This is a genomic window from Streptococcus criceti HS-6 (assembly GCF_000187975.2).
In the GTDB taxonomy this organism is placed as follows: domain Bacteria; phylum Bacillota; class Bacilli; order Lactobacillales; family Streptococcaceae; genus Streptococcus; species Streptococcus criceti.
Window position 1 is genome coordinate 686,905 of record NZ_AEUV02000002.1, and the last position, 14,350, is coordinate 701,254.

The window sequence follows — 14,350 nt, forward strand, 5'->3', positions numbered from 1 at the left end:
AGACTGTTCTTGATTGACTTTTTTGAGTTTATAGAATCAGTCGATAGGGGGTGTATTACTCTCCTCTATGTATTTGTGAATGCTTGAAAATTAATCATCATAAAAATGTTAGTATTTTAGAGCTCTAAGTAAATCATTTTGATACAATTTATTTTAGATTTATTTTCTCGCATAGGTAGTATGCCACAAAAAATCTTCAGTCTTATTCAAAAATTCATTTTTTTAGGGATAAATAATTTTTCAAGTATTTATCTACTAATATTTGTAAATGTTAAAGAATACTCTATTGATAGTTTTTCAATATTATCTATGGATATAACAAAAGGAGTAAGCGATAACGCCTACTCCTTTTGTTCATATATATAATTTAATTGCTATTAGGTACTTCAAGAGAAGAGCTGAAGACTTGTTTTTAAATAGACAAACTTCCGAATTAGCTTTTCTTCCTTTACAGGTTTAACATCAAAGATGAAGTAGTGGTCCCTATTATCCTTAGCATTCTCTTTATTGAGCTTAAAGTAGTTATGTTGGGATTTAGACATGGCCAAGAGAATATCATCTGTTAAGAACGTTAAGGGGATATCTAAGGCAGAGTAGCGGTAGAAGTCTGTCTCAAAGCGACGATAGCTATCGCTAAAATAATCCATTTGTAACTCATTATGATGAAAGTCAAGCTGATTCATGCAGGGGCACCTCCTCCAAAAGTTCAATAGCAAGCATATCTTCAAGCGCGATAGTGATGTGCCCATCAGTTGATTTCACTAAAACATGGTCACTTGTGAGCGTTAAGACGTTACCAATAACATGGTTTAAATTGTTCTTTTCTTCTATTGTGATTCGTGCGGTCAGTTGGTTGACATACAACTGGCTTAGCAGCAGAAGTTTCATCTCCATAGTTAATTCAGACTGAAAGGTTCTTTTACTCGCATCATCAAAGAGAGCAGCAGTGTGCTCTGACAAGAAAAATCCCATCCATTTTTGCATCCCAACATCTTGATATTCCCTTGCTGATTGAAAAGGTAAATAAGAACGATCTATCATTTCAGTCCCTCTAATCCTCCAGCGGAGTGACCGCCGATGAGTTTACTTCTTTCAATATTTCTGGAACCTTCTGTAAGGACGGTTCCTTTTTGTATAGCCAAAAAACCAAAATGTTCCCTAACAGTATCAATGGCTGCTTGGAGTCTTTCTTCCTTTTCTATCGTTTCAACATCATCGAAAAGTGATAGGAGTCCAATGCTTTCATCGACAAAGCCACTGTAGAATACGCCGATATTTCTCACGGCCCCAGAGTTATATTTACTGCGGAATAACTCCAGTACATGATTCACCATTGTTTTTGTTAGATTGGCAGGCTCAATTTTCTTTTGCGCCATAATAGGTCGCTTCCTCTCTATTTTTGAGTAACCGACTTGGATAGATACTACCGTGGCCTTTTTGTGGGCCGCTCTTAATCGATTCGCTACCTGTTCTGCCATTTCCGATAAGACAGTCTCAATCTCTCGTTTTGAGTAATAGTCACGAGGTAAAACCTGAGAATTACCTAGACCGTGAGACTTAGGTTTGTAAGGCTTGTGAACATTACTCTCATCTACACCGTTGGCATGGAACCACAATTGTACGCCGACTTTTCCAAATTCTTTTTGAAGTATGTCTGGATTAGCATTAGCCAGTTCTTTGATAGAGGGGATGCCCAATTTATGGAGTCGTTTCTCTGTACGTCTGCCAATACCCCAGAAGTCAGTTAGGTGTGGAAGAGACCAAAGTTTTGATTCGACATCTTCATAAGACCAATTGGCGCGCATGGTCGGTGTCTTTTTCGCTTCATTATCAAGAGCTAATTTGGCTAATAATGGATTAGCATTGCTCATTCCTACTGTCGAATAGATACCAGTCTTTTGCCAAATATCATGTTGTAGTTTAGCAGAGACGACATCTAATTTTGCTTTTCTACTCATCTGTTTATCATTGACAAAGTAGTTGAGAGAAGAAGTAAGATCGATAAATCCTTCATCAATAGAATAAGGCAGAATATCTTCTGGAGCAGCATAGTTTTGAAAAATATTCTGAATTTCTAAGTTCTTCTCAATATATCTATCCATTCTAGGTGGGACAACGAGTGTCCGTTTGGCCCAATTCTCAATATAGGAGATATACTGAGGTGAGATATCAAGTCCTTGGCGCTTAGCATTATAGTAATTGAACTTTCTCGTCTGAATATCAAAGGGCAAGTCGTAGGCACGTCCAACATTGTTTTTTCCAAAGACTTTTTTAAACATGGGAGATGATGCTAAAATCAACCCAGCAGCGTTTTCAGCTCTACTCATAACGCACAGAGAAGTATGTAGTGGATTTAATCCACGGTCAACACATTCTACACTGGCGTAGAAGGATTTCATGTCAACGAAAGCTATATCAGATTGAGGCTCTTTGGAATAATCAATATAGCCCATTATTCTACTTTCTCCTTAGCTTCTCTAATTTTTAAACTAGTTCATCAATATGATCTGTTACCTCATATTCAATATGTTGTGGTGCAATGTAAATTCGTCTATAAATAATAGTTTTAACAGATAGCATCCTAATCAGCTTTTATAGTGGGCATGAAGTGACTGACGACTAATCCAACAATATGTGGCTGATCCTCATAGGGGATAAATCGAACAGGATAATCATCATTTAGAGATACCATCCGAAACCCATTTTCTTCTCGATAGAGCTTCTTGATATAGACGGACTCATTCCATGACAGTGCATAGACAGCCCCGTCATAATCAAAACTACTGGCACGAATAAGAGCAACTTCACCATCTAAGTATACAGGTTCCATGGAGTCTCCTTTAATCCAAGCAGCAATATCGTAGCCATATTGTTCTTCGTCTGAATAAACGGTTTCTGTCTCATATTCATCAAAGAGAGCTTCACCAAGACCAGCAGAAAGAGCCACATCAGATAGAACTTCCACAGAAAACAGTGGAACAATGTCACCATGTGATTGTTGTTTTTGAAGCAATTCTTCAGCATAGCCATCAACCTTTTTTTGATTATCTGAAGAGAGCTGGAGGTAAGTATTAACAATCTTGTATTCAGACTCAAAGTAAGTCTTTGAAACTTTTAAGATGGTGGCTAGATGTTGAAGATTACTTTGATTGGGCTTAGTCTTTCCATTTTCCCAATTAAAGTAGGAGGAACGGTTGATATGAAGTTTATCTGCCATAGCAGATTGCGAATAGCCTAAAAGCATCCGTCTCTCTTTTAAACGTTTCCCTGAAAACATATAACCTCCTGGATCGCTTGTTGTTTTATAAACTAACAAAAGTATATCAAATTTTTTTAGTAAGAGCAATGAGAAAAGAAAAAGAGTCAGCAGAGCCTTCTCTCTATCCCCTAGATGGGTGGTTTGCTATATGTATGCTAAGATTGTAAAAATATCCATAGGAAAAGTTTAGGAGAGTCAATAAAAAGACATCTGAAGAGGATGTCTAGGTGAATGCTTTGTGCGCGTGGAGGCACACAAGATGATAAATAAGCTAGGAGTCCACCCTCGATTGACGTTGTAACATTATTATTAGCTTTACAATGATTTAATTCTTTATTTTAGAGATTTAATCAGAATTGATAAAGCTTTCGTGAACTCATGACGTTTTTGTTTGGGAAGTTCGGCTAAGAGTAGTAATAGATCTTCGGTATCCTCATCAATGCCTTGCTTCATATCGAAAAAGGTAGGTATATCTACTTCAAGAGCTTCTATGATTTTGTAAAGTGTACTGAGAGTAATGTTGCTAGGCTTATTTTCCAGTTTGTAAATATAATTAAAACCTAAACCAGCTTTTTCTTCGAGTTCCATTTGCGTCATACCAGCTTGTTTTCGTAGAATTTTGATTCGCTGAGTTATAAATTTTTGTAAAGTATTTTCCATAACCCCATCATACAGGTATTAATTTTTCAAAGAACCACTATAAAAAACTGAAAAATAAATTATACAGTTATATAAAACTGAAAATATGGTAAAATAGTCTTATATATAAGAATTAGGAGAATACTATGACAAAGGAAGAATGGCTAGAAGCTTTTGAAGCTATAAATGGAAGAAGAGCTACTGAAGAAGAAATGGCTTCCGCTAAATTCAACGGAGAATTCACAGAAAATACAGCTGTAGTAAATCAATCGAGTCCCCAAGAAGGCTTCAAAAGCAATCTAAATGAACCAACAAAAGCCACAGTGTTTTGTACTTCTTGTGGTAGCCAAGCTATTGAGGGGGTGCAGTTTTGTCAAAACTGTGGTGAGAGATTGGAAGGAAAAAGCTATGCAAGTGGTAATTTGTTTGTCCAGGTTCAGAAGACCTCCATACTTGACTATTTGATGAATTGCATACAGCATAAAAGATGGATCTTATTAATTTATTTAGCGATACTCAGTTTTTTTCAATATGGGATACCGATTCTTTTGATGATGTTTGCGATATCAAAAACAGGGCAGGGGCTAGTGTGTCGGATTATTGGTGCCAGAAAGATTGAACGTCAAGAACAAATAGAATATTTAAAAGTCCCCATAGATAATATGATAGCCAAAGCTAGATCTGAAGGTTTGTTATTGCCTGAGATAATTGATATTCATACTATTAATAGTGATGTACCAGTTGCTTATGCGGTTGGGATGAACAAACTTGTTGTATCAGAATCACTGGCTCAACACCCAGAAATTTTTGAATCTAAAGTAATGTTTGAATTGCATCGAATTAGCGATATGGCCCCGAATTTATTATTAGTTGTTCTTTCTGCTAACATTATCGTCGTATTAGCAGCAATTGTCATTTTAATCTGGAGTGGACTTAATAAAAACTATGGAGACAGAAGGACATCATTTTGGTCTGGTACGTCACAAAGTAAGGACGGTGCTATCATCTTTTATGTTTCTTTAGCAATAATTGCGGCTTGGGTAGGCTTAACCTATCTATTTGTCAGAAGTACGATTAAAAAAGATGTTTTAGCTGCTGATCAATATGTAGCTGAGCACAACTTAGGAGAAGTGCACTGTTATTATTTAGACAATATAACATCAGTTGATAATTCGAGAATTACGAAATTTTTTGAAAGAGGTTTCCCAGCAGTGAGCCAACGTATAGGTTTTATGCAAAATATGGGAGTTACTTATAATAGAGCTTACTAGAGGATTTCAAAAGGATGAATAGAGATGAATGGATTGAGTCTTTTGAAAAGGAAAAAGGCCGCAAACCAACACCCAAAGAATTTATTGAGGCTAAGAATGCTGGGTTGTTTTTAACTGAAAATGCTAAAGTTAGTTCTGATTCTATTGAAAATCCAGAACAAATTCTAAATAGTCCAATCATACCGATGATGGCAGGTGGGGTAGAGCATGGTGAGAAAGTTGAACTGACAACTTCACCTCTATCTAACTCTAATCATTTTCAGAAAGAGCAGCCATTAAAGAAATTCTGCTATAAATGTGGAAATCAGTTACAAGTAGATAGTGACTATTGCCCAAAATGTGGAGCAAAGTTTGGCTCAACAGATGGGGAGTATTCCTTTTTAATAGATATTACAGAGAAGATATCAGATGTCAGTTCTTTAGCTTCAAAAAAGACAAAAGAGTTAACAAGTAACGTAAGGACTAATATTGAGGTTAGTTTAGAAAAACGGAAGCTTGATATGCTGTTTAAACAATTAGGCGAAGCGTATTATAGTAAGTTTGCTAACGATTGGGATTCAGAGTTTCAATCATTAGTCAGTCAAATCAAAGAGCATGAAGAAAAGATTAATCAATTAAATCCTAGTTATAAGAAATCGAAAGGACGTATGTAGGTGATGAATAAATTAAAATATTTTTTTATCTTGATAATTTGTGGAATACTATTGGTCGGCTGTGGAAAAGGAAAAAACGGATCAGTTGAAAATAAAAGTTCTGATACAGCAAGCAGTAAAATAATTTCTGCTGATACTGTACACAATTTTGAAACTTATGAGTCACCAGAGGGTAAATTGGACGATGAGGGGATCTACCGTTATAGTTTTTTGAAGAATAATGATTCTGTATATGATGCAATGTCATACTTGGATATTGACCAAATACTACCAGTTCATAATCAAAAGAAGATAAACGTAACTCTTGGAACAAATTTTGTAATTGACTCTTATCATTTTAATCTGCCTAATACTGTTAGAAAAATTTGGGAAACTGTTGAGGGCGAAGAGATGGAAGGTAACGATGGAGCAATGACTGAAATAGATAATGGAAAGACAGCAACACCATTTGAGTCTATCTCATCAAAAAATCGAAAAAACTCAACAACCTTCTTTATTTCCGCAAATGTTATTAACACAAATAGACGTAGTGCCCAGGCTGTTGATTCGGATATTAACATTCTTACTTTCCAATATAAAGGCAGTGTCAATAGTGCAATTAAGCCAAATGAAAATGCAGGAAATAGATTATCGTATGAAGGGATTAATTTAGGAATTACAAGAAATCAATTTTTAGATAATGTCAAAATTAAGAACCCTATATATAAAGATGAGTATTTCAGATATGACAGAGAGTATGATAAGAATGATACGCGCTGCTTCATAAGTTATATATTAGATGAGCGTGAAGAAAATGACCGTCCTTCTTATGTAGAGTTCACTTTTGATAATGAAATTCTTACTCAAATTAACATACATTGTACAAATGAATACCTTGGTATTGAAGTTCAGTAATGATTATATAGTATAAAATTAGAGAGGGTCTGGAGCAGTAGTGCCAGCCCCTCTCAGTTTATATGCTTTTTATTTGATAGGAAATGTGGTCACACAAAGACCATTTTTTACTAACTATGGTATACATATAAAGTATTCTTTCATGATCTTATATAGCAATTCATAAATCAGCAAAAGATGGACTAGTATAGCGATCGTTTATATAGGGTGGTATGGGCTTCTATACTAGGACGCCAATTTTCAAATAATGGTCAACTACTGTAGAACATAAAAAATTAAATCGAGTGCTACTATACGAGACCATAAAATTCCCTATTGGAGTACTTTATACTGGCCCATTATTTCGTCATTGGTGGTTAGCTATAATTGACCATGAATTAAAGGAACATGGCACACTATACTGTACCATGAATATCTCAATAATGGTCTACATATGATGCCCATATTTTTGTTAAACATGGGCATCTATATTAGAATGTAAATTTTCAAATAATGGTCAACTATAGCGGGACATAAATAGTTAAATCATGTGTTACTATACAAGACCATAAAATTCCCCATTTGGCTACTCTATACTGGCCCATTATTTCGTCATTGGTGGTTAACTATAATTGACCATGAATTAAAGGAACATGGCACACTATATTAGACCATTATTTATTATTTTTATGAGGTAGTATACTTTACCACGAATATCTCAATAGTGGATTACATATAAAGTCCATATTTTTAATAAACATGGACTTCTATAGTTAAACATAATCAAAATTTTCATGGCTCTCTATAGTAGATTATGAATAAGACTCATTATGGACATCTATACTATACAGATATCTACATCACGCGCCATAAGAAAAGAGAGAAAGCTGCGCTTGTTATCTTTTAATAAACATGGGCTTCTATACTGTACCGTGTTTTCTAACTGCTATGGGCTTTTATAGTGAGCCGTGATATAAAGGCGAAAGAAAAGCAAAAGGCAGTGCCACATTTTTATAAGAAAAAGATAATACTAAAATATGTGCTTCTATACTAGAGTCTGGGACAAAACCTGTTCCGCGGCAGACAAAAAGCAACGGTTTTGATGCCGTTGCTTTTTGCTTTAGTGAGCTAGCCTTGATAAAATAGAGTTGACTAAAACCTACTAGAAAGGCTACCCCATGTATATTCACTATAACACAAATCAAACCACTTTACCACTAGAAACGCGTTCCTTGTTGCCCTCCAATCACCTGGTGTTTACAATTGAAAAGGTGGTTCATGCGCTTGATGATAGTAACTTTGACACCTTTTACCACGACTATGGGCGCCCATCCTACCATCCTAAAATGCTCCTAGCTTCTTTACTGTTTGCTTATACGCAAGGAATTTTCTCTGGGCGTAAAATCGAAAAAATGATGGTAGAAAATATCGCCATGCAGTATCTGACAGGACAACTGGTGGTTTCCTACCGCACCATCAATCGTTTTCGAGTGGCATCTGGTATGGAGAAACTCATTCGTGATTTGTTCATTGACCTCAATCTTCGTTTGAAAATGGAAGAGTTGGTTACTTTGGATTGTCTCTTTATTGATGGGACTAAGATTGAAGCCAACGCCAATAAATACAGCTTTGTTTGGAAGAAAGCCACCGATAAGTTTTCAGCCAAACTTCAAGCTAACTTACGCCACTATTTCCAAGAGGAAATTACTCCTCTCATTCAAGAGGCTATCATTTTAGATGAGGAAGAGCCCGTTACTTCCCAACAGTTATCAGAATTCGCTCAGCTCTTGGAGAATGAGTTACAGGCTGTTAACCAAACTATTGAAGAAAATCCTGTTAAAGGTAAGGACGAGCGAAAAGTGAAACGTCGCAAACTCAAGAAAGTCCTGCACAAAGTTCAGAATGACTTTTCTGTGCGGGCTAAAAAATATGAGGCCTACCAAGAGACCTTTGATGGGCGTAACAGTTTTTTCAAGACGGACACAGCTGCCACTTTTATGAGAATGAAGGATGATCACATGAGAAATGGCCAGCTCAAGGCAGGCTATAAATCTTCAAATCGCCAACTGAAAATCAATTTGTTCTTCACTATGATGTCTTCCCAAATCCTACGGATACCAGAACCCTTTTGCCATTTCTTGAAACCTACCCGCATGAATTGAAGACGGTTGTCGCAGATGCGGGCTACGGCAGTGAGGAGAATTTACTGAAGATGGATCAACAGGAAATTAACCACTTGATTAAGTACGCCATGTTTGATAAGGAGCAGAAGAAAAAGCACCAACAGTCGGTTAAGAACTTGACCAACTGGCACTATGATGAGACAGAGGACAGCTACACCCATCCTGAAGGCTGGCGCTATCAGTTTCATCATCTCAAGCACCAGAAGACCCCAACTGGTTTTGAACAAGAAATCAAGGTCTATTACGCTGAAGAACCAGATTTAGCTCCTCAAAAGGGGCTCTACATCAACGAACGTTATCAAAAACTCAAAGCTAAAGAATGTCAAGTCGCTTTTTATCTCCGTGAAGGCAGACAGATTTTGCCCAACGCAAGATTGAGGTGGAACCTGTCTTGGGCAGATAAAGGCTTGTTTGGGTTACAAGCGATGTCACCTGAGAGGCAAGCAGAAAGTAAACATTGACATGGGATTAGTTCTCATGGCCAACAATCTCCTAAAATACAACAGAAGAACCGTTCAAAACTAAAAAAGAGACTCACAAAAGTGAATCTCTAGTTTTTTTGTCACTGGGAATTGATTTTGTCCCGGACTCTTCTTAAGCATCGTTTTTATCTTAGATTTTTCTTCGTTTTTTCGTGGATTGCTGCGCGTGATTTAGCGCTGTTTTGAGTCGTTAATAGGTGAATAAACCTCTATATTATGCGCTTCGTGGGTGTTTTTCCATATTGTGTCACTACCTTAGTTGCTGGAAGAATAGAGAGAAGGCTATGCCATTTTTCTATTACAATTCATGGTTTTATCTTTGTTTTATATGTGCCTTAAACCTTGCTATCAGTTCGTTTATTAGGGTGGGGTTGCAATATCTCTTTTCTTTCTCTCTTCTTATTTCTATCTGAAGTGGCGAGAGAATAGAAAGAAAATAGCATTGCTTTTCTCTTATTTATTATTAGTTGAAGGTTTCTAAACGTTATTTTGATGCGGTTCTTTGTGTGACCTACCATGGATTCATCTTTGAATTTTCAATTCTTTTTCTTAGATTATTGGGTATAAGATTGAGATATTATTTTAGTGATTGATATTTAGTGAGATGAGGCAGATTTTTGTTAGAAAAGAGAGAAAGCTTCGCTGTTTTTCTTTTGTGTTACCGAATGCTTTACTAGCAAGGGTGCTAGTTTAAATCCGCAACTACATAAACGCAATATATAGTTGCGGAAAATTACTTAACCAAATCTGTTTGCGCAACTACATAAACGCAATATGTAGTTGCGCAGATATTTACAAATTTCCTTATGATAATGCATAACGGATTTAGAGAATAATTTAAATGGTTATATTGGAGTAGAATATTGTTAGTAGATTTAGATAATAATATAAAAATTACTATTTATTCTGCAGGTGGCAGAAAAAATTAAAAATGGGTGAAGTAGATGTACATTACAGTACAAGAAGAAATTAAAGGAGCCTATCGTGATGGGAAGTTTGGAGAATACCAGTGATGTAGTCAAGAGATGGTCGTTATAAAATGAAGATCAATAATTTTAAAAAATTGTTGACAAATTTCTAAGTGATGATAAAATGTAGAGCATGAAAGCAAAAGTGGCTCTTTGTCAACTGTAGTGGGTGACTTATAGCTAACAACGAGAGAGGACCAAAATGGTCTTTTTTTTGTGAGGTTAACCTTTTATCGCACGCTGATTGAGGAATTAGAGCAGATTATTTTTTTGTAAAAAAACAGTAAAAATCTTTGACTAATTTCGCTTAAATGGTGTACTAGTATCAGTTAGTAAAAATATCTGACTAACTACGGAGGTATCAGATGAAGGCAGTTGTGGTGAGTAGGCCTGGAGGGTCTGAGGTGTTAGAGGTCGTTGAGTGTCCGATTCCTGAGGTTAAGGAAGGTTGGTCCTTGGTTCGCATCAAGGGATTTGGCATCAATCGGTCTGAGATTTTTACGCGCCAGGGGCATTCGCCGCAGGTGCAGTTTCCTCGGATTCTGGGGATTGAGTGTGTTGGGGTCATCGCTGAATCGACTGATCCAGAGCGTCTGCCGGTTGGGCAGAAGGTCCTATCGACCATGGGAGAGATGGGACGGGCCTTTGATGGTGGCTATGCAGAGTATGCGCTCTTGCCCAACGACCAGATTTTCCCTGTTGAGACGGATCTGAGCTGGGAGGCCTTTGCGGCGGTTCCTGAGACCTTCTACACGGCTTATGGCTCCACGCTTCAGCTGAGACTAGAGGCAGATGATGTTGTCCTGGTGCGTGGGGCTGCCTCAGGTGTTGGGATTAGCTTTACCAAGCTGGTCAAGGCGGCTTTTCCTCAGGTCCGTGTCTATGGCTCGGTTCGCCAAGCTGACAAGAAAGACCAGCTCCTAGCAGTGGGCTATGATGAGATTTTGCTGGAAAAAGAGGGAAAGCTTGAGACAGACCAGTCTTTCAGCAAGGTCTTGGAGCTAGTTGGCCCTAGTGTTATCAAGGACACCATCAGTCACATGACCATGGGAGGTATCGTCTGTAGCACGGGCCTTCTAGGCGGCCAGTGGTATCTGGAAGATTTTGATCCGACCTATGACTTATGCAAGAACATTTACTTGACCACCTTTTACTCAGGCAACGTCTCAGACAAGGCCTGGCAGGACCTTTTTGACTTCATTGAGAAGCACCAGGTGGATGTGACGCCACAAAAGATTTTTACCATCGATGAGATCGCCAAGGCACATGATTTTTTGGAAAGTAAAGACGCCTTTGGCAAGGTCATTGTTAGAAATGAGGATTCATATGGCAGATCTAGTATTTAACCATTACATCCGCTCGATGGATGAGCAGTACAGCCGCTATGAGTGGTTTGCCCGGCAATACGGACTGACCCATAAGTCCATGCAGATTCTCTTTTGGGTGCTCAATTACCCAGAGATGACAGGACAGCAGGTGACGCAAAAAATATTAGCGGAGAAGACCTATTCCAGTAAGCAGGTGGTGCACGCCACTATCAAGACCTGGCAGAAGAAAGGCTATGTGAGTCTGCTGGAGAATCCAGAGGATAAGCGGCATAAGCTGATTCAGTTGACAGATGAGGGAGAAGCCTTTGCGAGGAGAATTTACCAGCAGCTGACCGCTATGGAAGAAAGAGCGACGCAGGTCTTGTCGCTTGATGAGCAGGCGATCCTGACGCAATTGACCCAGCGCTATAACCAGGCGCTCACACAAGAAATGGAGAAGATGAATGATACGATTTAATAATGTCACCAAACGCTTTGGGGACAAAGAGGTCTTAAAAGGGCAGTCCTTTGAGATCAAGGATGGGGAGTTTTTAGTCCTGGTTGGGCCTTCTGGTTCTGGCAAGACGACCCTCTTAAAAATGATCAACCGCCTGGTGGATCTGACGGACGGCCATATCTTGATGGATGGCCTTTATCAAAAGGATTTAGATGTGAGAGAGCTGCGCCTATCGACAGGCTATGTTCTTCAGCAGATTGCTCTCTTTCCTAACCTGACCGTAGCTGAAAACATCGCCCTGATTCCTGAGATGAAGGGCTGGGATAAGGCACGCATAAAGGAGCGGACCAAGGAGCTCTTAAAGCGGGTGGACTTAGAGCCAAGCGCTTATCTGGATCGTTATCCCAAGGACCTGTCTGGTGGTGAGCAGCAGCGGGTTGGCATCGTGCGGGCTTTGATTCACGAACCCAAGTATTTACTGATGGACGAGCCGTTTTCTGCGCTTGATCCGATCACGCGCCAGCAACTGCGGACGCTGACCAAGGAGTTGCATGAGGAGTTTGACATGACGACGATCTTTGTGACCCACGATGTGCGGGAGGCGCTTGCCCTCGCTGACCGGATTGCGGTCCTAAACCAAGGGGTGATCAGCCAATTGGCGACACCTGAGGAGATTCTATCCCAACCAGCAGATGATTTTGTGGCAGATTTATTTGGAGGTGTGACCCATGACTAACTTACTAGCAACCTTTCAGGACCGCTTCGGCGACTGGCTGACAGCCTTGATGGAGCACCTACAGATTTCACTGGTAGCGCTCTTAATTGCTATCTTTCTAGCCCTTCCCTTGGGAATTTTGCTGGCTCAGAAAAAACGGCTGTCTGAGATATCTTTACAGATTACGGGGATTTTCCAGACTATTCCCTCACTGGCTCTCCTAGGACTTTTTATCCCACTTATGGGGATTGGGACGCTACCGGCTGTGGTGGCTCTGGTCATCTATGCGCTGTTTCCCATCTTACAAAGCACGATCACAGCACTCAATAGCATTGACCCTAGCCTAGTTGAGGCAGGGACGGCCTTTGGGATGACCCGCTGGGAACGGCTTAAAACCTTCGAAATTCCTATTGGCCTGCCCATCATCATGTCCGGGATTCGGACCTCTGCGGTGCTAGTCATTGGAACAGCGACCCTTGCTTCACTGATCGGGGCGGGCGGTCTTGGTTCCTTTATCATGCTGGGGATTGACCGAAACAACAGTAGTTTGATTTTGATTGGGGCTATCTCGTCTGCCCTTCTAGCCATCCTCTTTAACGCTATATTGAAATGGCTGGAAAAGGCCAAACTAAAGACCATCGGAGCATTTTTCCTAGTCATGATTCTAGGCTTGGGCGCTAGCTTTGCGCCAGCCATTATCAAGGCTAACCAGGAACCTTCTGAGAAGTTGGTCATTGCTGGAAAGCTCGGTGCAGAACCTGAGATCCTCATCAATATGTACAAGGAGCTGATCGAGCAGGACACGGATATGACTGTGGAGCTCAAGCCATCCTTTGGCAAGACCAGTTTCCTCTATGAAGCCCTCAAGTCTGGGGATATCGATATCTACCCAGAGTTTACAGGTACCGTGACAGGCTCGCTTCTGAAAAATCCCCCTCAGGTCTCCAATGATCCAGAGCAGGTTTATGAAGCTGCCAAAGACGGCATTCTCAAGCAGGATAAACTTGCTCTCTTAAAACCCATGGCCTATCAAAACACCTATGCCCTAGCGGTTACCAGTGACTTTGCTAAGGAACACGGGCTTAAGAAGATCTCAGACCTGTCCAAGGTACAAGATCAGCTAGTAGCTGGATTTTCTCTGGAATTTAACGACCGGGCAGATGGCTACCCAGGCCTACAAAAGCTCTATGGCCTCAATTTCAAGGTCAATACCATGGAGCCAAGCCTGCGCTACCAGGCCATCAATAAGGGGGAAGTCAATATCATTGACGCCTACTCGACCGATAGCCAGCTCAAACAGTACAACCTGGTCGTCTTAGAGGATGACAAGCAGCTCTTTCCGCCTTACCAGGGGGCACCGCTTATGAAGCAAGAGCTCTTGGACAAACATCCAGAGCTGGAAAAAATCCTCAACCAATTGGCGGGTAAAATCTCAGCCACAGAAATGTCTGATATGAACTACCAAGTCGATGTCGAAGGTAAGTCTGCAGCCAGTGTAGCTCATGCCTATTTGGTTAAGGCCGATTTATTGAAAGGAAACTAA

General features: G+C 39.6%; 12 protein-coding genes and 1 pseudogene. 8 read left to right on the forward strand and 5 right to left on the reverse strand.

All coding sequences use genetic code 11. The features are described from left to right. Positions 1–386: 386 nt before the first annotated feature. From STRCR_RS03430 to STRCR_RS03450, 5 genes are all read right to left on the reverse strand, one after another. Positions 387–683: a DUF5960 family protein gene (locus STRCR_RS03430; protein WP_004228734.1), complete on the reverse strand. Its 297-nt coding sequence runs from the start codon at positions 681–683 to the stop codon at positions 387–389. After that, positions 670–1,041, reverse strand: coding sequence for a hypothetical protein (locus STRCR_RS03435; protein ID WP_004229731.1), 372 nt, complete (start codon positions 1,039–1,041; stop codon positions 670–672). Before STRCR_RS03435 ends, STRCR_RS03430 begins: the two co-directional genes overlap by 14 nt. Then, positions 1,038–2,453: a Y-family DNA polymerase gene (locus STRCR_RS03440; RefSeq protein ID WP_004229560.1), complete on the reverse strand. Its 1,416-nt coding sequence runs from the start codon at positions 2,451–2,453 to the stop codon at positions 1,038–1,040. The genes STRCR_RS03435 and STRCR_RS03440 overlap by 4 nt, the downstream gene beginning before the upstream one ends. A 128-nt stretch (positions 2,454–2,581) precedes the next feature. After that, positions 2,582–3,277: a helix-turn-helix domain-containing protein gene (locus tag STRCR_RS03445; protein WP_004228502.1), complete on the reverse strand. Its 696-nt coding sequence runs from the start codon at positions 3,275–3,277 to the stop codon at positions 2,582–2,584. A gap of 315 nt (positions 3,278–3,592) precedes the next feature. After that, positions 3,593–3,919, reverse strand: a complete 327-nt coding sequence (locus tag STRCR_RS03450) for a helix-turn-helix domain-containing protein (protein WP_040804404.1) — start codon at positions 3,917–3,919, stop codon at positions 3,593–3,595. Between the two features lie 125 nt (positions 3,920–4,044). Here STRCR_RS03450 and STRCR_RS11310 point away from each other — a divergent pair, with 125 nt between their 5' ends. The 8 genes and pseudogenes from STRCR_RS11310 to STRCR_RS03495 all read left to right on the forward strand — a co-directional run bounded on the left by STRCR_RS11310 (position 4,045) and on the right by STRCR_RS03495 (position 14,350). Next, the gene (locus STRCR_RS11310) at positions 4,045–5,169 is read left to right on the forward strand and encodes a zinc ribbon domain-containing protein (RefSeq protein WP_004226273.1); all 1,125 of its coding nucleotides are present in this window, start codon (positions 4,045–4,047) and stop codon (positions 5,167–5,169) included. Between the two features lie 14 nt (positions 5,170–5,183). After that, positions 5,184–5,822, forward strand: a complete 639-nt coding sequence (locus tag STRCR_RS11315; RefSeq protein WP_003048861.1) for a zinc ribbon domain-containing protein — start codon at positions 5,184–5,186, stop codon at positions 5,820–5,822. Positions 5,823–5,825: 3 nt separating this feature from the next. Beyond that, entirely contained in the window at positions 5,826–6,716 is an 891-nt protein-coding gene (locus tag STRCR_RS03465; RefSeq protein ID WP_004228416.1) for a hypothetical protein, read from the forward strand. A gap of 1,157 nt (positions 6,717–7,873) precedes the next feature. Further along, positions 7,874–9,403, forward strand: a pseudogene (locus tag STRCR_RS12480) (IS1182 family transposase). A 1,290-nt stretch (positions 9,404–10,693) separates the two neighbouring features. Beyond that, entirely contained in the window at positions 10,694–11,674 is a 981-nt protein-coding gene (locus STRCR_RS03480; RefSeq protein ID WP_004230072.1) for an alcohol dehydrogenase catalytic domain-containing protein, read from the forward strand. Beyond that, the gene (locus STRCR_RS03485) at positions 11,655–12,113 is read left to right on the forward strand and encodes a MarR family winged helix-turn-helix transcriptional regulator (RefSeq protein ID WP_004227671.1); all 459 of its coding nucleotides are present in this window, start codon (positions 11,655–11,657) and stop codon (positions 12,111–12,113) included. The genes STRCR_RS03480 and STRCR_RS03485 overlap by 20 nt, the downstream gene beginning before the upstream one ends. Further along, positions 12,100–12,828, forward strand: coding sequence for an ABC transporter ATP-binding protein (locus STRCR_RS03490; RefSeq protein ID WP_004226751.1), 729 nt, complete (start codon positions 12,100–12,102; stop codon positions 12,826–12,828). The genes STRCR_RS03485 and STRCR_RS03490 overlap by 14 nt, the downstream gene beginning before the upstream one ends. Continuing rightward, positions 12,821–14,350, forward strand: coding sequence for an ABC transporter permease/substrate-binding protein (locus STRCR_RS03495; RefSeq protein ID WP_004225736.1), 1,530 nt, complete (start codon positions 12,821–12,823; stop codon positions 14,348–14,350). The genes STRCR_RS03490 and STRCR_RS03495 overlap by 8 nt, the downstream gene beginning before the upstream one ends.